General features: G+C 39.9%; 18 protein-coding genes. 12 read left to right on the top strand and 6 right to left on the bottom strand.

Features of this window, described 5'->3' with window-relative positions; all coding sequences use genetic code 11:
• Nucleotides 1-65: 65 nt before the first annotated feature.
• Nucleotides 66-1025: an Abi family protein gene (locus ACTNDQ_RS11680; RefSeq protein ID WP_441064669.1), complete on the bottom strand. Its 960-nt coding sequence runs from the start codon at nt 1023-1025 to the stop codon at nt 66-68.
• Nucleotides 1026-1297: 272 nt separating this feature from the next.
• Here ACTNDQ_RS11680 and ACTNDQ_RS11675 point away from each other — a divergent pair, with 272 nt between their 5' ends.
• Both ACTNDQ_RS11675 and ACTNDQ_RS11670 read left to right on the top strand, forming a co-directional pair.
• Nucleotides 1298-4258: a TOTE conflict system archaeo-eukaryotic primase domain-containing protein gene (locus tag ACTNDQ_RS11675; protein WP_441064668.1), complete on the top strand. Its 2961-nt coding sequence runs from the start codon at nt 1298-1300 to the stop codon at nt 4256-4258.
• Nucleotides 4259-4268: 10 nt separating this feature from the next.
• Entirely contained in the window at nt 4269-5951 is a 1683-nt protein-coding gene (locus ACTNDQ_RS11670; protein WP_441064667.1) for a recombinase family protein, read from the top strand.
• A gap of 291 nt (nt 5952-6242) precedes the next feature.
• Here ACTNDQ_RS11670 and ACTNDQ_RS11665 read toward each other — a convergent pair whose 3' ends face one another.
• On the bottom strand, nt 6243-7961 hold the full coding sequence (locus ACTNDQ_RS11665) for a glycoside hydrolase family 2 protein (protein ID WP_441064666.1): 1719 nt from the start codon (nt 7959-7961) through the stop codon (nt 6243-6245).
• A gap of 146 nt (nt 7962-8107) precedes the next feature.
• Between ACTNDQ_RS11665 and ACTNDQ_RS11660 the strand changes: the two genes are divergently transcribed.
• The 4 genes from ACTNDQ_RS11660 to ACTNDQ_RS11645 all read left to right on the top strand — a co-directional run bounded on the left by ACTNDQ_RS11660 (nt 8108) and on the right by ACTNDQ_RS11645 (nt 11826).
• The gene (locus tag ACTNDQ_RS11660; protein WP_441064665.1) at nt 8108-8950 is read left to right on the top strand and encodes a helix-turn-helix domain-containing protein; all 843 of its coding nucleotides are present in this window, start codon (nt 8108-8110) and stop codon (nt 8948-8950) included.
• Between the two features lie 393 nt (nt 8951-9343).
• A complete protein-coding gene (locus ACTNDQ_RS11655; protein ID WP_441064664.1) occupies nt 9344-9628 on the top strand; it encodes a transposase in 285 nt (94 codons plus the stop codon).
• Nucleotides 9629-10105: 477 nt separating this feature from the next.
• Complete coding sequence (locus tag ACTNDQ_RS11650; protein ID WP_015524496.1) at nt 10106-10528, top strand: MarR family winged helix-turn-helix transcriptional regulator; 423 nt, start codon at nt 10106-10108, stop codon at nt 10526-10528.
• A 14-nt stretch (nt 10529-10542) separates the two neighbouring features.
• Nucleotides 10543-11826, top strand: coding sequence for a cytidylate kinase family protein (locus ACTNDQ_RS11645; protein WP_279199048.1), 1284 nt, complete (start codon nt 10543-10545; stop codon nt 11824-11826).
• 163 nt (nt 11827-11989) lie between these two features.
• On the opposite strand, the gene ACTNDQ_RS11640 is transcribed toward ACTNDQ_RS11645, so the two are convergent.
• Both ACTNDQ_RS11640 and ACTNDQ_RS11635 read right to left on the bottom strand, forming a co-directional pair.
• Nucleotides 11990-12208, bottom strand: coding sequence for a helix-turn-helix transcriptional regulator (locus ACTNDQ_RS11640; protein WP_441064663.1), 219 nt, complete (start codon nt 12206-12208; stop codon nt 11990-11992).
• Between the two features lie 236 nt (nt 12209-12444).
• On the bottom strand, nt 12445-12900 hold the full coding sequence (locus ACTNDQ_RS11635) for an Rrf2 family transcriptional regulator (protein ID WP_110102406.1): 456 nt from the start codon (nt 12898-12900) through the stop codon (nt 12445-12447).
• A gap of 390 nt (nt 12901-13290) precedes the next feature.
• Between ACTNDQ_RS11635 and ACTNDQ_RS11630 the strand changes: the two genes are divergently transcribed.
• Nucleotides 13291-13917 (top strand): DUF3786 domain-containing protein, encoded by a 627-nt coding sequence (locus tag ACTNDQ_RS11630; protein WP_441064662.1) that lies wholly within the window; start codon nt 13291-13293, stop codon nt 13915-13917.
• Here ACTNDQ_RS11630 and ACTNDQ_RS11625 read toward each other — a convergent pair.
• Nucleotides 13839-14486, bottom strand: coding sequence for a TetR/AcrR family transcriptional regulator (locus ACTNDQ_RS11625; RefSeq protein ID WP_441064661.1), 648 nt, complete (start codon nt 14484-14486; stop codon nt 13839-13841). The two genes, ACTNDQ_RS11630 and ACTNDQ_RS11625, sit on opposite strands and share 79 nt — an antisense overlap.
• Nucleotides 14487-14653: 167 nt before the next feature.
• Here ACTNDQ_RS11625 and ACTNDQ_RS11620 point away from each other — a divergent pair, with 167 nt between their 5' ends.
• The 5 genes from ACTNDQ_RS11620 to ACTNDQ_RS11600 all read left to right on the top strand — a co-directional run bounded on the left by ACTNDQ_RS11620 (nt 14654) and on the right by ACTNDQ_RS11600 (nt 18847).
• Entirely contained in the window at nt 14654-15424 is a 771-nt protein-coding gene (locus tag ACTNDQ_RS11620; protein ID WP_092070354.1) for a nucleotide-binding protein, read from the top strand.
• 85 nt (nt 15425-15509) lie between these two features.
• Nucleotides 15510-16442 (top strand): AAA family ATPase, encoded by a 933-nt coding sequence (locus ACTNDQ_RS11615; protein WP_441064660.1) that lies wholly within the window; start codon nt 15510-15512, stop codon nt 16440-16442.
• 6 nt (nt 16443-16448) lie between these two features.
• Nucleotides 16449-18266, top strand: coding sequence for a cobaltochelatase CobT-related protein (locus tag ACTNDQ_RS11610; RefSeq protein ID WP_441064659.1), 1818 nt, complete (start codon nt 16449-16451; stop codon nt 18264-18266).
• Nucleotides 18267-18282: 16 nt separating this feature from the next.
• Nucleotides 18283-18477 (top strand): hypothetical protein, encoded by a 195-nt coding sequence (locus ACTNDQ_RS11605; RefSeq protein ID WP_059085501.1) that lies wholly within the window; start codon nt 18283-18285, stop codon nt 18475-18477.
• 22 nt (nt 18478-18499) lie between these two features.
• Nucleotides 18500-18847, top strand: coding sequence for a nucleotide-binding protein (locus ACTNDQ_RS11600; RefSeq protein WP_441064658.1), 348 nt, complete (start codon nt 18500-18502; stop codon nt 18845-18847).
• Here ACTNDQ_RS11600 and ACTNDQ_RS11595 read toward each other — a convergent pair.
• Nucleotides 18844-20010 carry an IS701 family transposase gene (locus tag ACTNDQ_RS11595; RefSeq protein WP_441064657.1) on the bottom strand — a complete coding sequence of 389 codons (1167 nt, stop codon included), beginning with the start codon at nt 20008-20010 and terminating at the stop codon, nt 18844-18846. The two genes, ACTNDQ_RS11600 and ACTNDQ_RS11595, sit on opposite strands and share 4 nt — an antisense overlap.
• Between the last annotated feature and the right edge of the window lie 158 nt (nt 20011-20168).

Here is a 20168-nt window from a genome sequence, read left to right as displayed (position 1 = left end):
CCAAAGGATTGTATTTATGCCTTTTTTATTGGCTGAAATATTGGATTTTCAAGGTTCAGCACACCTTATTGGTGTGGGAAGTTTGAGTAATATATTTTATATCTGCAAATCTTCTCCCAATTTTCAGGGAATCCCATTTGTTTTAATAGTTGTGCCTGTGTTAAATGTGGGCACTGCTTAAGTACTCGCTTGATTAACTGGATAAGAGAGCGTTTGAATGATTTAAAATCATCATTGTTGATGAGATATCTTAGTGAAAGAACTACAGCAAATAAATCGTGTTTACCAAGAGTATAACTCCCCTTTTTCAATGGAATAGAAAGCTTTTGGTGTAGGAGTGTATCAGGGATTGTATCTTGAGTTCGAAAATCATATAATCGTTCTCCATGAGCACATACATTCCGGCACTTTGCAATAATAGTGATAAATTGATGCAATTGTTTTTCTGTATAGCCTGGGAAATGTTTACTGACTTTTACCTGGACATCGTTTGGCATATATTGATAAAAGGCAGAAAGCTGTCCAAATGTAACAGCATTCATTGCAACCCAGAGTGGAACATTACCATATACCTTGGAATAATGGGAAATGTAATTATAATGGGAAGGCATCGAAATATAGTTTTGCATAGAATGAATCAGGCGATTGACAGCTTTTTGGTTTTTCTTTGCAGAATTAAAATTTACAGGGTTTAGATATTCTGCCTGACTTTCACCAAATTTTTCACAGAAGTGATAGGAAATCAAAGATTTCAGATGCCGTTCTACATGAAGAATATACTTTAAAAATAAAGTCCGTAACTCTTCATCAAAATAATAAAATGCAACAATTTCTTCAAATGTAACACCATATAAGTATTTTCCAGAAGGTTTATGTTTGAACAGATTTTTGTATCCGCCAATCAAAGAATAGTAGCTGATATGCTCTAGCGTATGGATGGCAGTTGGAACATCTGAAATGGTTAATTGTTTTTCACTCTGTAATTTTTCAATTTGCTGATCGTATGTAAGAAATTTTTTCTCCATAATATATCACTCCTGTATAGTAAAAAAGGAGCCCACGCATGAGCTCCTCCGGCTACGGGCCCCTCAAGCATCCGTAGCACAACCACTAAAAATACTATACAGGATTGATTTCAGAAAGTCAATCTGTTTTTAGTGGTAGTATTAGTTTATTCATATAAGCGTTAAATATTCGGAAACAAATATTGAAGATAGTTGGAACAAATGATAGAATAAAGTTGGGACAATGAATGCGAGATAATACTGTGAAGAAATAAGAATTGCAGGTGACAGAGGTGAACGTAGAAGCATACGATGTGGATTCGTTGAGAAAGATGGTTAGGATACTTGAATATGAGAACAGATTATTAAAAGATAAATTGAAGAAAGCAAGTATTCCATATGATGAGGTAAATCCTTTCGAAGAAAAAATAGAAAATGCAGAAGAGTATGACCCGGATCAGGGGGAACGTATTGTGAATCCTTCGTTTATTTCAGAAGAGATGGCAATCCGTTTCTTTTCGATGTTTTGGGGAAGAGAAGATGTATATGCCAGACGAGGTAAGAACGGTGGTTATTTTCCCCAATGTGATAATCGTTGGAATGACAGGCTTTGCCCTAAGCAACGTAAAGAGAAGGTATTTTGTGATGAGTGTGAAAATACCAAATGGACAAGGCTGGATGTTAAAAAAATAATTGCTCATTTGTTGGGATTTAAAGAGGATGGTTCAGATGTAATTGGTGTATATCCTCTATTGCCAAATGGTACATGCAGATTTATTGTATTTGATTTTGATAACCATGAAAAAGGAGCGGAAGCTACCGATTTTGCCAATACGGATAATGAGTGGCATAAAGAAGTGGATGCTCTTAGAAAAATGTGTGAGCTTAATGGTATCAGACCTTTAGTTGAGAGATCCCGCTCCGGGAAAGGGGCACATGTATGGATTTTCTTTAAAAAGGCAATACCGGCGGCAACGGCAAGAAATTTCGGATTTCTCTTATTGGATAAAGGTTCAACTTCCATTAATCTGAAATCGTTTCATTATTATGACAGAATGTATCCTTCACAGGATGTGACAAGTAGTATAGGTAATTTGATTGCATTACCGTTACAGGGACAGGCACTTAAGAAGGGAAATAGTGCTTTTGTAGATGAAAATTGGAATGCATATCCTGATCAATGGGATATTCTATTTAATAAAACGGAGAAGCTGAGCATAGAAGATGTTGAACAATACATGGCAAAATGGCAGGGAGAATTAGCAGAAGCCAGAGGAATGCTTGCTAAAATTGATAAAAACTCCAGACCAAAACCATGGAAAAAGAAGTGCGAGTTTTCTAAAACTGATGTTGTGGGCAAGCTGCATATGGTATTGGGTAATGGAGTTTATATTGATACTTTGAACCTTATGCCAAGAATACAAAATCAGATTCGTAGTCTGGCAGCATTTGATAATCCGGAATTTTATAAAAATAAAAGGCTTGGATATTCAAATTACTACAATTTTAGTGCTGTGTATTTAGGAAAAGATATAGATGGGTACATACAGGTTCCGAGGGGACTGAGAGAGAAATTAATAGAAGAATGTGAAAAGGCAGGGATTTCTGTTGATGTTTCTGAGCAGAGAGAAACAGGACATCCAATCCGAGTATCTTTTAAGGGAGATTTGCGAACGCAGCAGGAGCTGGCGGCAGAAAAATTACTGTCACATTCGGATGGTGTTCTGAGTGCGGCAACTGCATTTGGTAAGACGGTAGTATGTAGTTATCTTATTGCTGAGCGAAAAGTAAATACGCTTATCCTGTTACAAAGCAAAGACTTACTGAATCAGTGGGTCGATGAACTGAATAAGTTTTTGGAAATAAAAGAAGAACCACCGGACTATGAAACAAAAACAGGAAGAAAGAAAAAGAGAGACAGTGTGATAGGAATTTTGCACGGCAGTAAAAATACATTAACAGGTATCATAGATGTTGCAATGGTTGGTTCTATGTATAGCAGGGGAAAGTTTAATGAACGGATTAATTCTTATGGAATGGTAATCATGGATGAATGCCATCACGCAGCTTCCAATACATCCATGGAATTATTACAGAAAATTAATGCAAAGTATGTGTATGGTGTTTCAGCTACACCAAAACGTGGTGACAGCCTTGACAGGATCATTTATATGTTGCTGGGTCCACTGAGACACAGGTTTACTGCGTTGGAGAGGGCGCAAGAGCAGGGAATCGGACATTATTTTGTCCCGAGATATACAAGAGTAGTCGATAATGCAGAAAGCAAGGATGATATCAATAAGGCATATAGTCTGATTAGTACCAGTCGGGTACGTAATGAGATGATTGTAAACGATGTGATAGCTTGTGTTGCAAGAAAACAGACCCCGGTAATTTTGACAAAGTTTAAGGAGCATGCAAAATTTTTATTTGATGCTTTGAAAGAGAAAGCAGATCATGTATTTCTTCTATATGGTGATAACTCCGATAAGGAAAATGCAGAAATACGAGTAAGGTTAAAGCAGGTTCCTGAAAATGAATCACTTATTTTAGTTGCAACCGGTCAGAAGATAGGAGAAGGGTTTGACTTTCCAAGACTGGATGTACTAATGCTTGCAGCTCCTGTGTCTTTTGAAGGGCGTCTTGAACAGTATGTGGGAAGACTGAATAGAGATTATCCCGGAAAAGAAGCTGTTTATGTGTATGATTATATTGATTCTCATGTTCGCTTCTTTGATAAGATGTATGCAAAAAGATTAAGAACATACAAGAAGACAGGATTTTCAATATGGACGGGAGAGTTGCAGTCGAAACAGATGATAAATGCAATATTCAATTCCGGAAATTATACCGAAAAGTTTGAACAGGATATAGTGGAGGCAGAAAAAATGGTGGTAATTTCCAGCCCGGATATCAGACAGGACAAGATTGAACGATTCTTATTCCTGATGAAGGGAAGACAGGAAGCAGGCGTAAAGGTAACTATCATCACAACAGATCCGGAAGAGATTGTTTATGGAAGTTCGGATGTATGCCATGAGTTAATCAGAACAATGCAGCTGGTAGGAATGAATGTAGTAACAAAAACAGAAGTAGAAGAACGGTTTGCTGTCATTGATGATGAATTAGTATGGCATGGGGGCATGAATCTTCTTGGAAAAGTAGATGTTTGGGATAATTTAATGCGTATCAGGAATCATCAGGTTGCAGCGGAATTGTTGGAAATTGCACTGGGATATTTATCAGAAAAATAAGGAGATACTTATGAAAAAAAAGACAAAATGCTATATCTATATCCGTGTATCCACCACCATGCAGGTGGATGGCTACAGTCTGGATGCACAGAGAGATAAACTGAGAAAATATGCCGAGTATCAGAACATGGAGATTGTAAAAGAATTTGCAGATGAAGGTAAATCCGGTAAAAGCGTAGAAGGCAGACCGGAATTTCAGCGGATGTTGGACAATATTGAAGATGGTACGGACGATGTACAGTTTGTGCTGGTATTTAAGCTTTCCCGTTTTGGGCGTAATGCTGCGGACGTTTTGAATTCATTGCAGAGGATGCAGGATTTTGGAGTGAATCTGATCTGTGTAGAGGATGGCATTGACAGTTCTAAAGACAGTGGAAAACTGATGATTTCCGTTTTGTCAGCGGTGGCAGAAATTGAACGTGAGAATATTCTGGTGCAGACGATGGAAGGACGGAAACAGAAAGCAAGAGAAGGAAAATGGAACGGTGGATTTGCCCCATATGGTTATAAACTGGTGAATGGAGAACTTCAGATTGCAGAAGATGAGGCAGAGGTAATCCGGCTGATCTATGATAAATTTATCCATACCAATATGGGAATGAGTGCAATTGCATCATGGCTGAACCAGCATGGATATAAAAAGAAAAAGAGACAGAATAATACGTTGGATGCTTTTGCAACTTCATTCATCAAAGGTGTTCTGGATAATCCGGTCTACTGTGGAAAGCTGGCATTTGGCCGCAGAAAGAATGAGAAAGTTCCCGGAACAAGAAATGAATACCGGATTGTGAAGCAGGAAAAATATATGCTGAACGATGGTATTCATGAAGGAATCATTTCCGAAGAGGATTGGGAACTGGCACACCAGAAACGCCAGAAAACAGGGGTATCCTATGAAAAGACACACAGCCTGGAACATGAACATATCTTATCCGGCATTTTAAAATGCCCTCTGTGTGGCAGTGGAATGTATGGGAATGTCAATCGGAAAAAACGAAAGGACGGTACGTTATATAAGGATTATTTTTATTATGCCTGCAAGCATCGGAGATTGGTGGATGGTCATAATTGCAGCTACCGCAAACAGTGGAGCGAAGATAAGGTGAACGATGCGGTAGAAGAAGTAATCCGGAAGCTGGTACGGAATCCCAAATTTGAAGAAGCCATTTTGAAGAAAATCGGTGCAAGAATTGATACGTCGGAAGTAGAAAAGGAAATTGATGAATTGGAAAAACAGCACCGGCAGCTGACCAGAGCAAAGAACCGGCTTGGACAGCAGATGGACAGTCTGGATATTACAGACCGTTTTTATGAGAAAAAATATCAGGATATGGAGACAAGATTGTATCGCCTTTATGATGAAATCGAGGGTGTGGAGAACAGCATCAGTGAGGTTAAGAACCGTCTGCTGAATATCAAACAGAAGAGAATATCAGAAGATAACGTCTATCAATTCTTGCTGTATTTTGATAAACTATATGATAAGTTCACGGATCTGGAGAAAAAAGAATTTTTAAACAGCTTTGTAGAACAGGTAGACATTTATGAGCAGGAGCAGCCGGATGGCAGATTCCTGAAGCACATTAAGTTTCGTTTTCCGGTGTATTTCAATGATTCGGAAATAGAAGAACTTAGTTGGGACAATGAAAGTACCGTCGAGACGGTAGTATTGATGTCAAAGGTACAGAAGTAAATAGTGTAAATAGCCTTAAAGTAAAGCATTTCCGGGTATTTGGACAACCTTCTGAGGGTTGCCTGGATACCCGGATTTTTCTTTTGCGGGAATACATTATGCGGACAATAAATTGTTTAATCCTCTTAATGTCCGTGTATAGCAGATTGTTTGTACAGTTTTTCAAATTTGCTCATTTATAGCTATACGTTTAAAAGTTTTGCACTTGTTTTTTATCTCACCAAGAAAATTGTAAGAGGGTCAGACCCCAATGTCTCTCACACGCTTTCTTTTATACTCTGCGGGATGCTTTTAATCCTCGATTGCTGCCTTACGGGCATTGATTGCCTTTATCACATCCATATCAAACTTGGGTTTACGTTCATAGGTATACAGACCGTTTAACTCCTGCTCCACATCATACAGCTGAGTATAGCAGAAGGCAAACATATGGGGATTGTCCAAAAGGGCATCGGTCAGTCCCTTATATCGGTTCAGGAATTCCTCCTTGGTAGCAGGAACTTCACCATAGCCCCAGCCATCCTTTTCAACACCTTCCTCGTCCCACTTGATACCGCCATACTCACTGATGAAGGTAGGGATACCCTTTACAGGTGTCTGCCTGTAGCCATGATTATCTTCCAAATCACCTCCCTGTTTAAAGGACTCGTAGGTTGCTGCAAACTTTGCCGGATCCTGCTCATAATCGTGTAAGTCATAGATGTCCGTCACCACATGATAATGTCCGCTGGTATCAATGCAGGGTCTGGTGGTGTCATACAGCTTTGTCATCTTATACACATTGGCCAGTAAGCTGTCATCCTGCCTTCTTCCCTCATAATCCCATGTCTCATTAAACGGACACCAGCCGATGATGGCGGGATGGTTGAAGTCTCTCTCCAAGGCTTCCATCCACTCAGGCAGGAAATATTTTAATGCTGCGGGATTGCTGTAATCCAGTCCCCAACAGCCCTGCTCGCCCCATACCAGATAGCCTGCTTTATCGCAGTGATACAAGAACAGAGGCTCAAATACCTTCTGATGGAGTCTTGCGCCGTTGAAGCCTGCAGCCATGGACAGTTCCACATCCTTGCCAAGTGCTTCCTCTGTAGGCGCTGTGTAAATGCCATCCGGATAGAAGCCCTGATCCAGCACCAGTCTTTGGAACACGCTCTTATCGTTGATGAGGAATTTCTCTCCATCCAGCCTTATCTCACGCATACCAAAGTAGCTTTCTACCTTATCTTCTCCATAGGTTAATGTAAGGTCATACAGTCTGCCCTGACCCGGCTCCCACTTTTCCAGACGGGACAAAGGAAGTGTCATGGTAACGGTGCCGCCCTCTGACTTTGCGCTTACGCTGCCACAGGGCTCTCCCCCATAAAAGGCCTTTGCTTCCAGTGTGCCCTGCCCCTTTACTACCGCCTTAATTCCCAGAGTTGCTTCTGCCAGGTTTGGATAATATTGCACTTTTTCAATGTAGCTTTCCGGTACCCACTCAAGCCATACCGTCTGCCAGATACCTGTCGTTCTGGTATAATCACAGCCTAAGGAGTAGAAGAAATGACTCTGCTTTCCCTTGGGCTGCTTTCCGCTTCTCACATCATCTGCTGCAAAAAGCGTAATGTCATTTTCTCCTTCCTTTACAAGCTTTGTAATATTAAACGTAAAGGAAACATAACCACCCTGGTGTCTGCCTGCCTCTACTCCATTGATCCATACTCTTGCATCATAGTCCACTGCGCCGAAGTGTAAGAGAAGATCTCCCTTCAGCTCCTCCCCTGTCAATGTGATGGTGCGGTGATACCATACGCCGGGGATAAAGTCCTTATAGCCGATTCCGCTCAGATCACTTTCCGGGCAGAAGGGCACCAGGATCTTCTTCTCCCAATCTGTCTTTCCTTCCTGCCATTTCTGATCTATGCCGCTGCATCCAAAGTCAAAGGAAAAATCCCATTCTCCATTCAGGTTTTTCCAATGCTCCCTCTTCATCTGGGGCTGGGGATGCTCCGGTCTGGGTATTTGTGTCATAATTTTGTCCTCCTGTGATCATTTATTTGGGTTGATTTCATTTTTATTTTATATGGTGAAAGCCATAGTTGACAGGCTTGCTCCTTTTTACTACAATGCTGTTATTACATTATTGCAATTTGCTTTCAAAAAATGGAGGAACCACCATGCCTCAGGAAATTACACGCACACAGATTGAAAAATACGTTGTCTACACCGGCCCTACCGCGGAAAGCTTTTCTCCCACCATGGCCGGTATCACTTACCCGGATCCTGCCTATGAGATCCTGGTTTATCGCAGACCCCTGTGTGTGTTTGAATACGTTTTAAGCGGCCGTGGACATATCGAGCGAAACGGCAGTATCCTCACTGTAAATGCCGGAGATGCCTATATCCTTACTGCCGGCACCTACCACCACTACTATTCAGATAAAGTTGATCCCTGGACCAAGATCTGGTTCAATGTCAGCGGCAGTCTGGTACAGCATCTTCTCTCCGATTACGGCTTAGACGGTGTCACCCTGATCCCCCGCTTCCATAACGAAACACCTCTGACCCGGATCCTTGATGCCTTTACCGCCGACCCTGTACACTCTGCTGACAAGCTGGCTGTACTGCTCCATCAATATATTCAGGAGCTTGCGGATTTTCTGGCAAACAAAGTTCCCATCAATCCTACTGCACTGGCGATCCGCAATTATATCGATATGCACTTAACAGAAAGTCTGTCCTTGGATCATCTGGCAGATACCGTTTCCCTGTCCCGCTCCAGGCTCATCCACCTGTTCCAGGAGGTATATCATGTTGCTCCCTACCAGTATTACCTGTCCCAGAAGTGCAAGCTGGCCCAGTCCATGCTAAGCCGCACCACTCTTCCTGTTTCTGCCATCTCCACACAGCTTGGGTTCTTAGACCCTCATCACTTTTCTTCCTTTTTCAAGAAACAGTGCGGTCTGTCCCCGGTTTCTTACAGAAAACTCCACACAGCGCCTGGGAATTTTCCCACCTAAGTATTATTCTTTCTAAAAATGGAACCAAGGCAACGAAACTACTTTTTTAAGTACTTTCATTGCCTTGGATTATAGTGCAGTTTCTTTCTGTTTACGATACAAAATACAGCTAAAAAGGTATGAATTATTGCTACTACATATTTACTCCTAAGGGAGTCAATTATTTCTTACAGTACCTTCTCCTCATTTTTTTCCGGGGACAGGCACTGGATGCTTCCGTGGCCGACTATGCTTCGATCATAAAGATCTGAAAAAAGGTACAGGTAATAAAACATCCCCTTATGTAAACCATTCAGATAGTGGTGCTAGAATATAAATAGTACAAGCCAAAATGAGAAATTCCAAATACACATAAGCATGATACAATAGAGGCATGCTGAAGGAGAATCTCATATGGTAAAGCAACATGACAAACAATTTAAACTTGATGCAGTCCAGTACTATCAGGATCACAAAGATCTCGGAGTACGTGGATGTGCAGAAAATCTTGGCATCGGATACAGCACATTAACAAAATGGCTGAAAGACTTCCGGGAATCAGGTGATATTCCTGTTCGTGGTTCTGGTAATTATGCATCTGATGAGCAGAAGGAAATTGCCCGTCTCAGACGTGAATTACGTCATGCCCAAGATGTACTTGATGTGTTAAAAAAAGCAATCAACATTCTGGGAAAATGACGGAAGTCATTTATTTTGAAGTGTCTGAGAAGACGGAAGCTGCCAAAAAGGCTGGACGCCGGATTTCCGTCTCCGGGATGTTGAAATTTTTAGGTGTCTCTCGCTCAGGATTACATGTAAATATAGATGATGTTTGGGATGCAACATGATAGAAGAGCTGTAAGGTTTTGAAAAGAAAATCTTATGGCTTTTTTTGCAAACAAATAGAAGAGGAAAATAGTGCTAAAATGTAAAAAAATATTTTACAATAATAAAAAAGAAAAATGCTGATGAGGTATCAATTACGATTTAATCTGAGCTAATATCATGGTATTACCCTGAAACAAAGACACTGACTATATATTCTCAAGAGGGTAATACATTGTACAAGATTCCAATATACTAAAAAAGTTATTGACATACACCATAAATATAGTTATAATTCTAAAAGTTTGAATTATAACTATTTATATAATAAAAGAAGGAGCTAAATAATAAATGGATGATTCATTTCACTACCTGTCTATGATAAACCATATGACTGTCCAGAAAAAACTAATGGAACAGCTGGCAGACACAGGCCTTACCTTGGGACAGCCCAAAGTATTGGATTACCTGAAAGATCACGATGGTGCCAGCCAGAAAGAGATTGCGGCAGGATGCCTCATCGAGGCAGGATCTTTAACGTCCATTTTGAACCGTATGGAAGAAAAAGGTCTGATCGAAAGAAAAATGCTCAATGGAAACCGTCGTACTTTTCATATTTTTATGACAGAATCCGGAAAGAAAAATCAGAAGCTTGTGGAGGAGGCTTTTAAGAAAATAGAAAAAACTGCATTAAATGGTATTTCCGAAGAAGAGCAGAAGTTGTTTATGGATATTTTTTGCCGGATCTATCGAAATCTTGCAGATATGAAATGAGGAGGAAATAAAAAATGGAGAAACTAAAACGATATTTAATATTTCTGGTGGGATTATTTGTAAACTCCCTGGGAGTCAGTCTGATCACAAAGGCAAACCTAGGAACATCCCCGATTTCATCAATTCCTTACGTATTAAGTCTTAATTTTCCATTTACACTTGGAAACTTTACCATCTTTTTCAGTATCTTTCTGATCGTACTGCAGTTGATCATCCTGAGAAAGAACTTTAAATTGGAGCATATCCTTCAGATTCCGGTATCCATCATATTTGGATATTTTATTGATCTTACCATGATTCTTTTTTCCTGGGTCAATCCGGAAGCGTACATCATGAAGATTGTATATCTTCTCATCGGATGTCTGATTCTTGGCGTAGGTGTATATATGGAGGTCTTGGCAGACGTTGTCATGCTTCCGGGAGAATCTTTTGTCCGTGCTATTGTTCTTACATGGAAAACAAATTTCGGAACAACCAAGATCTGTTTTGATGTATCCATGTCAGTGATCGCTGCTGTACTTTCTTTTGTATTTGCAGGAAGACTGGCTGGTGTAAGAGAAGGTACCGTTATTGCTGCCCTTCTGGTAGGCTTTATCGCCAGACTCATCGGTAAGAAACTTGTATTCCTGAAAGATATGATTTTCCCGGAAAGCGTATCTGCAGAAAACGAGAACGAAGCAAAAGAACAGACAGCAGGAACCTATGGAAAAAATGTTATCGCCATTGGAAGACAGTTTGGAAGTGGCGGCCACGATATTGGCAAGATTCTTGCAGAAAAGTTGGGATATGATTTTTATGATGCGGAGATTATCCAGATGACAGCAGGAACCACCGGATACACACCGGAATTCGTTAAGAAAAAAGAGGAGATCATGACAAACAGCCTTCTCTATGATCTGGTCAATCAGATGTACCTGAATACAGACAGGCAGGATGAAGCGCCGAAGGATAAAATTTTCGAGGCAGAATGTCAGGTTGTACGTAATCTTGCGAAAAAAGGCAACTGCGTGATAGTAGGCCGTTGTGCAGATTACGTTCTCAGAAATTCCGGAAACTGTCTGAAAGTATTTTTTTCAGCGCCTCTTGTGAGCAGAATTAGAAGAGTGGCACAGAGACAGAATATCTCCGAGGGAGAAGCCAAAGCTACGGTTCAGAAAAATGAAAAACTCCGTGCAGATAACTACCGTTATTACACCCGCCGTATGTGGGGTGCAGCCGGAAACTTTGATCTCAGCCTGAATACAGATTTGGGAGAAGAATATATTGAGAACTGCATCCGCAGTGCTATGAAACTGTAAAAATATATAAAGCCTTATAATATTTGTCGTAAATGATATAGCCCCTTAAGGAACAGTCAATCTAAAAATCATATTTGAGGGACATATCATTTGCAGTAATATTATAAGGCTTTTTCTTTTCTACTGTATACAGATAAGACACATACAGGACTTATAAAGTATTTCAGTATTCCGCTGGTGTCATATGGAACTTTTTCTCAAAAATTTTATAAAAATGCGTAATGTTGGAATAACCGATCTCTTCCATGACAGCAGTAACAGAACGATCAGGCTGCTTTAACATTTTCGCCACTCTGGACAGACGGATATTCTGGATAAGAGAAGAAAAAGTCTGTCCCGTATAATTTTTTAGGATAAAAAGCAGGAATCCTCGGCAATTCAATTACCGAGATGAAAGCGTAAACTGTGCATGTCTACACTCATAATAAATGAAAAGATTGCAGAAAAGTACAACACAACACCAGAAGAGGTACGCAGAGAAATGCAGATAGCCATAGATGCAGGATTTGATAATCCTGATCCGGCTGTGCAGGAAGTATTTATGGGAAACCTGAATCCGGTCATAAGGAAGGTGAACCGGATGTAGTAGGAACATTTTCCGTAAATCGGGATGAAAATTTAACCGTGATGGCTAACCGGGGAGATATTGAGGATTGATGTTCGCTGATAATAGGTATCTATGATATCCTGTAAAGTAATCATATTCATTTTTTCTTCAGCAGTTTTTTGGATTTCATTATAGAATTCCTGTAAAGACAACTGAATATTAATGCCAACGCCGCAATCAGGGTTGGTATGAGTATCTAAATGAAGCAGCGGCTTCTCACCTTCAACTGCTTTATAAATATCCAGCAATGTAATCTGATCTGCTGGTTTTGAAAGAGAAGGACGGGCATGTCCGGCTACACTGGTCATAAGTCCGGCTTTTTTTAGTTTTAACATAAGCTGGCGTACAAAGCCGGGATTTGTATGGACACTTTCTGCAATTGAGGCACTGGAGAGAGATTTTTCCTGGTTGATAGCAATCAGAACCATCACATGAACAGTATCGCTTAATTTTGTTGAATATTTCATGATAAGAAACTCCTTATAGTATGATATAATGATTTTTTTTACAATTTTGAGACAAAAATATTTCTGGTTTGTCTAAAACATTTCAAGTTCTCAACAGTTCTTTTTTATGTGTTGAGAAACTGTGCATATTTATTATTTTGATGCTTGTAAATAATATAATTACAACTATAATGAAATTTAAAGGAAAAGTCAACACAGTAATGAAACTTACGGAGGAGTGTATAATATGCTGATCGTAGACAAATCTATGAAACTATGACTGAGGTAATGAGTTTTGTCCAGGAATGGATAAAAGAGAATCCGGACAAAGTTAGATTTATGAGAATACTAAAATCCTTGTATAAACATTGATTATTACATGATACTATAAATGTTCACAAAGGAGAGCTTATGGAATACAAAAATCAAACAGAAAATCGTGCATTTCAGGAAATGTTGCAGGCAGCAGTAAAACGGCTGCAAAATCGTTCCGGAGAGGATCTTGCTGCAAAAAGTGGGGCCGTTTTTCATAGCAGTCGAAATGTGCTTGAAGTACTGAGTTTTTATGAAACGATTGAAATTCAATTCCCTGAGTTTCGTATTAACTCAAACATGGACGAATGGCATTATCTGACATTGCTGCATTATCTGGATATGGCCGATGGAACAGAAGGTTCACAGAAGCTCATTACTTTTGGTAACCTGAAAGATGGATTGATTCGAGGAACCAAGTTTGACCGGACTGCAGAGCAGAAACTGGAAAAGCTTTTGCAGGATAAAGATCCTGAGAAAATTCAGAAAGCATGTAAAAACCTGGGTGCAGAATTCACAGAGACAAAGGCGGATTTGTGTGCTGTTTTTCCAGTTCTGCCAAGATATCCGGTAACTTTAAAGATATGGTTTGCAGATGAAGAATTTCCTGCATCTGGCAAAATATTTCTTCAGGATCATGCCGATCATTATCTGAGTGTAGAAGATGCGGTAACAGTTGGAGAAATTTTGCTGCAAAAATTATCGGAAGCATTTTCTTCCCTCTGATCATGGATCAGAAAACTTTCCAGTCCGGCCTTGATAAATTTGTCAATTGTTGTCTGAATCTGTTTCCAGTCATTACAGTGATTGCGTAGCATCAGTCTGTTGATGGAAAGGCAGCCATTCATTTGAAAATAAAAAACCGATTCTGCCTGCTCAAAGGTCAGGAGGCTGTGTGACATAAGCCAGGTCACATAGCCTTCTTTTGTATTTTCGGCTAATTTTTCCAGAAGAATGGGGGCAATTGCATCATCCAGAAACAGTGCCCTGTATTGTGATTCCATCTGTATTTTCTGACAGAACGGATAGGAACAGCTTTTTTGATTTAGACAGAATAAATGATCTACAGTTGTTAACATATCCTGAGTCATATCATTAAAAATATCTGATAATACATCATGGATATCGTAGTAATGAAGATAAAAAGTGCCACGGTTGATTTCAGCATTTTTGCAGATCTCTGTAACTGTAATTTTCGTAAAACCCTTCTGCTTTAACAATTCTAAGAACGTATCTTTTATGGTTTGCCTGGTATAGCGGGTACGGCGATCTTGTTTTCTCGTTTTTTCTGACATTATATACTCCTGTATTATTTGTTATCATATGATTCCTCAACAATTTTTCTGATGTGTTGAGTAGCCATACAAATCTCACAGATTGATTATTGTAATTTATATAGTAACAACTATAATGAGATTTAAAGAAAAGTCAACAGATTGTTCAGAATTTTAGGAGGAAAAACATGGGACATGTAATTGCTGTATCAGGAAAAGGCGGTGTAGGGAAAACAACTCTTTGTGGATTGTTGATTCAATATTTATGTGAAAATGGAAAACATCCGGTTTTAGCTGTAGATGCAGATGCAAATGCGAATTTGAATGAAGTGCTCGGCGTTGAACCGGAGATTACACTCGGAGAACTGAGAGAAGAGATTGAACGTGCAGGAGTTGATCCACGGTATCAGATTCCGACAGGAATAACAAAACAGGCTTATCTGGAAATGCGTCTCTCCGATGCAATTGCAGAAGAAGATGATTATGATTTGATGGTAATGGGGCGAACCCAGGGACAGGGCTGCTATTGTTTTGTAAATGGTCTTGTGCAGACCCAGGTTCAGAAACTGCAAAGCCATTATCCATATATTGTGGTTGATAACGAAGCAGGTATGGAACATATCAGCAGAGGAATCCTGCCAATGATGGAAGTTGCGATTCTTGTAAGTGACTGTTCCAGAAGAGGTGTTCAGGCGGCCGGACGTATTGCAAAGCTGATGAAGGAGTTAAACTTTAAACCACAGAAAACCGGATTGATCGTGAATCGTGTTCCAGATGGAAAACTGGATGCCGGAACTCTGGAAGAAATCCGAAATCAGGGACTGGAACTGTTAGGGGTTGTACCACATGATGACCAGGTATATCAGTATGACTGTGCTGGAAAGCCGATCATACGGCTTCCGAAAGATTCTCCTGTAAGAAGTGCACTGGGAGAAATTGTAAAGAAGTTAGGATTGTGAGCTGGAGGATTGAAAGTTTGAAGATTGAGTAAACAGAAATATTATCTGATTTGGTATAACCAATTGCAAAGAAAGGAAAATTCTCATGAGAAATCATTGGACAGAAATAGAAAAATATTTAGAAGACCAGAAGATAGCGCAGGAACTGATTGGAGAACTGAGAGATTTTCACATGCGTTATGAGGTAAAGGATCAGATAAAGGAACGGGTAGAAAAACCGGATATCCTATTTTATGGGAAAAAGATTCTGGAAATGTCAATAGCAGCGCTTCTTAAGGGAGATAACCTGTTACTTTCCGGTGCGAAAGCTACAGGAAAAAATGTACTATGCGAGACACTGGCATGGATATTCGGAAGACCGGAATACGACATTTCTTTTCATGTAAATACAGACAGTGCCGATCTGATCGGAACGGATACCTTTATAAATAATGAGGTTCGCCTTCGGAAAGGCCCCATCTGCCAATGCGCGGAATTTGGAGGATTTGGAATCCTGGACGAAATCAATATGGCAAAAAATGATGCGGTTTCTGTATTGCATGCCACACTGGATCATCGGCGCAGAATCGATATTCCAGGATATAACAGAATTTTACTTCATCCGGCAACACGATTTATCGGCACGATGAATTATGGTTACGCAGGTACCAGAGAGCTAAATGAAGCACTGGTTTCAAGGTTTATGGTAATTGATATGCCTGAAATGGATGAGGATAGTGTCCTTTTTGTATTAAGACAACATTTTCCAGATGGGAAAAAAAGTGCACTGAAAGCCTTTGCAGGACTGTTTCTGGATTTGCAGATCAAAGCTTATCATGGAGAAATCTCAACAAAATCTCTTGACCTGAGAGGATTGGTTTCTGCTGTAAAAGCAACAAGAAGCGGACTTTCTCCAATTGATGCAATCCAGATGGGGATCATAAATAAAAGTTTTGATGTATTTGAAAAAGAGATCGTAGAAGATGTGGTTTCTACCAGAATCCCATCTTCCTGGACCGGAAAAGATATAAGGGGGTAAGCTTGTATGGAGGATGTCAGATGGCCGGCGGAACAACTGGAAGAACATCGTCTGGAGATCAGCAATCGTATCAGAAATCTTTTTTGGACAGTCAGTGGTGATTATGATATGGAATTTGAACCGGATACAGAAAAATATGTTTATTCAAAACAAACGGTTCTGTATGAGGCAGTGAAGCAGGGTGCCTTTGCACGATATTTTGATCAGAAGAAACTTGGCATGTATTTGATGAAAAAATTACATTTTTCTGCTGGAGAAGATATGCTTTTGCCTCTTGCCGGATTATGCATGGATGCTACAGTGAATCGTTTTATCATTCGAGAACGTTTGGGAACAAAGGAAATCAGAGAACAGGCGTTCAGAGAATTGGAAAAGGCCGAGGAAGAGCAGGTATCAGACAAAGCTGGAACAGACCTGATTCACAGGATTAGGCTTCTGTATATAAGGCATGTTCTGGAGAACACAGACGATGAGGGAATGGATCCACAGGCAGAGCTTGCATTGTACAGGATTCTTTCTTTGAAGGATGCGGAAAATACGGAAGAGGTCATAAACGTGATAGATGAGATTTATAATCATGTTCTGGATCCCTCTTTTGAAAAAAGGAATGGAAATCTGGAAAAGATTCTGAATTTACCGGATATGGCATTGGCCAATGACGCGTGGCAGGAATGCATGACGGATGAACAGATGGAAGACATCATTCAAAAATATCTTTCTAATCTCAAAAAAAAGATGATGAGTCTGGATATCAGAAACAAAAAGAAAAAAAGATTTTATTTCTCTCCGGAAAATGAAGAAGTTCCGGAAAGCTCGGAGAATATAAATCCACAGGCAGTGCGACGGATACGGGAATATGTGGAACTGAATTACGGAAAATCGTATCTAAGTGAATCGGAGCAGGCCAGAGTCAACCGGAAATTTTGTACAGGAATCCACAAAAACTGTATCCTGTATCTTACAGATGGAATTTTACAGAACCCTGTGATAAAAAATAATCAATACCGTTTTTCTCAGCTGCAGTTTGAAAAAAATAAAGCCTATTATGGAAATAATCACTGGATCATCAAAAGAAATATTTCTGAGTTGGCAGAGTCACTGAAACGGGCATTTATAATCCGAAAGGATGATTTTGTCAGCAGATCTGATGCAGGGCAGCTTGTTGCTGAAAGGTTATGGAAAATTGGAAGAACAGACGATGACAAGTTATTTAATAGAAAAAAGAGATCAGAAGATTCTGAGTTTGTAATAGATGTCCTGATTGATTCCAGTGGTTCTCAAGCTGGCAGACAGGCTCAGGTAGCGGCGCAGGGATATATTATCAGTGAAGCATTAAGCCAGGCAGGAATTCCTCATCGGGTGACAGGATACTGTGCTTTCTGGGGATATACAGTACTTCAGAGATTTCGGGATTATGAAGATCCAAGGGAAACAAATGAAAGAATTTTTCAATTTCGGGCATATGCCAATAACAGAGATGGGCTTGCACTGAAAACCGTCTGTTCCTCTCTCATGGAGCGACCGGAAAAAAATAAGATTTTAATCGTATTAAGTGATGGAAAACCCTGTGATATGAGCATACAACGACCAGGAACCCGCCAGCCCAAGATCTATGACGGAGAAGGAGCTGTGAAAGATACTGCATATGAGGTGCGTCGGGCCAGAAATCAGGGAATTTTCGTAATTGGTATTTTTGTAGGGAATGAAGAAGAACTCTCCGTGGAAAAGAGAATCTATGGAAAAGACTTTGCCTATATTCGTAATATCAGTAATTTTTCCCGTATGGTAGGAACTTTTTTGCGAAGACAAATTGATATGGAATGAAAATGGAGGAATCACTATGGGTAAAATTGGATTTGCCAATTGCCAGGATGTAAGAAATCAGAAAAAGATACGGGAATTAGATTGTCCACGCTGTCATGAACCGGGAGGCATTGAAGCCTTTGTGAAAGACGGGATACTTGCAGAGGATGGAGTATGTGATAACTGCGGATATATTCTTCCAGAAGGAACAGAACTGGAGGAAGTGGAGTAAGAAGCATTTAAGGAGATAACAGATGAAAATTGCTGTAACTGGAAAAGGCGGAGTAGGGAAAACTACGATATCTGCAGTATTATCACGGCTGTATGCAGAAGAAGGGAAAAAAGTATTTGCTGTAGATGTGGATCCAGATGCAAATCTTGGACTTGCACTGGGTTTTTCAGAGGAAGAACTGGAGAGTATTACGCCTATCAGTAAAATGAGAAGGTTGATCGAGGAGAGAACAGGTGCAGATAAAAGTAATACTTTTTATAAAGTCAATCCAAAAGTGGATGATATTCCTGAAATTTACGGAAAAGAAAATAATGGTGTTCGACTTCTGGTTCTGGGAACTGGTCCTATGTCAAGATTTAGTACAAGTTAAAATGAGAAATTGAGACTCTCCTGTACACTTTTTGTACGGTATTCGGAAAACTGCTCATCCTGATAGGGTAAGATCTTCATTGCACAATAACAGATATTGATCAGATTTATCAGCATTTCAATACCCTTGCAGCTTCGTACCATATAACTGCAAAGTGACCAGAAGGTTTTCTGCTCATAGTAGCTTGTTTCAATATTCCACCGGAACGAGTACAAAAACAGCGGAATATATTTCATCCTGTCACTTCCTGTCTGGTTTAATGGTTCTTTTTCCTGCCAGGCACAGAAAATCTGCAAGTCTTCCGGGAAAATGGTGCTGAAAAACAGGCGTTTTGTACCGTGTTCTTTTTCAGTAGCGGTCACATAAGCCTGAATTTCCCGACATCCAAAAAGGTTGGTGATCACACGGTGTGCTCCGATATAGTAATCTCCGATCTTTTCATTGGAAAAAGCAAAATCTGTTTCAACAGAAAGTCTCTTCCCATGTTTGGCGGGACGTCCTCTGCGGTCGGTATGTGCAGGAGCAGGATCATACATGATAGAATCAATCCTGGCATTGCCGATAAGATCCAGATTCTGGTATTCATCAACGATTGAAACCAGATTTTGCTTTGTGTACCAGCTGTCACAAAGGATGATGATATGATCTTTGCTGTGAAATTCAGGCATAACCTGCCGGATCATGGAGGCTGCCAGTTCCAGTTTAGATTCTTTTTTCTGCCACATACGATAGCCAAGAGGAAGTGAAAGATAAGATATCCTGTCATTCTTCCATACAGGTATGCAAAGCATAATACTTACAAAGCAGTGTCCATTCAGATAATTGGAACCATTATGTGCGGCATGGTCAAAGAGTTTTGAAACATTCTCAAACCGAGTTCCGGCCTTTGCTACCATGGTATCATCCACACAAAGAAATATCGGCTGTGTTGCCAGTGAATCCGGTATCATTCTCAAAGCAACTTTAGCTGTGATATTCATAAAGTGGGAATAATCAACTTTTGCATAGGAACATGCGTGGTAAAAGGTATTGAGGGATTTTGTGGTAATCCCAGACAAAAAGTGCGGATATAAAAATCGAATGGAATGTACAGATTCCAATGTTAGTATTGATAAAACGAGTAAAAACAAAATATCTGCTGTTGGAGCAAACTCATTATACATCAGAAAGCCCTGTACGATATTTTTTTATGAAAAAGTTGTAAAGTGGTGTAAAGATTAATGATCTTTGTATTGGCACCGAAAATATATTTATTTCTCCGCGGCTTTTCTTCCAGGATGTGAGAGTGCCGCGGAGAATTTTTTGCGAAGAAAGAATTGCT

This window comes from Blautia massiliensis (ex Liu et al. 2021) (assembly GCF_052064225.1).
GTDB lineage: Bacteria > Bacillota > Clostridia > Lachnospirales > Lachnospiraceae > Blautia_A > Blautia_A fusiformis.
Note: the sequence above shows the minus strand (reverse complement) of the source record. Positions and strands in the feature narration are given on the sequence as shown.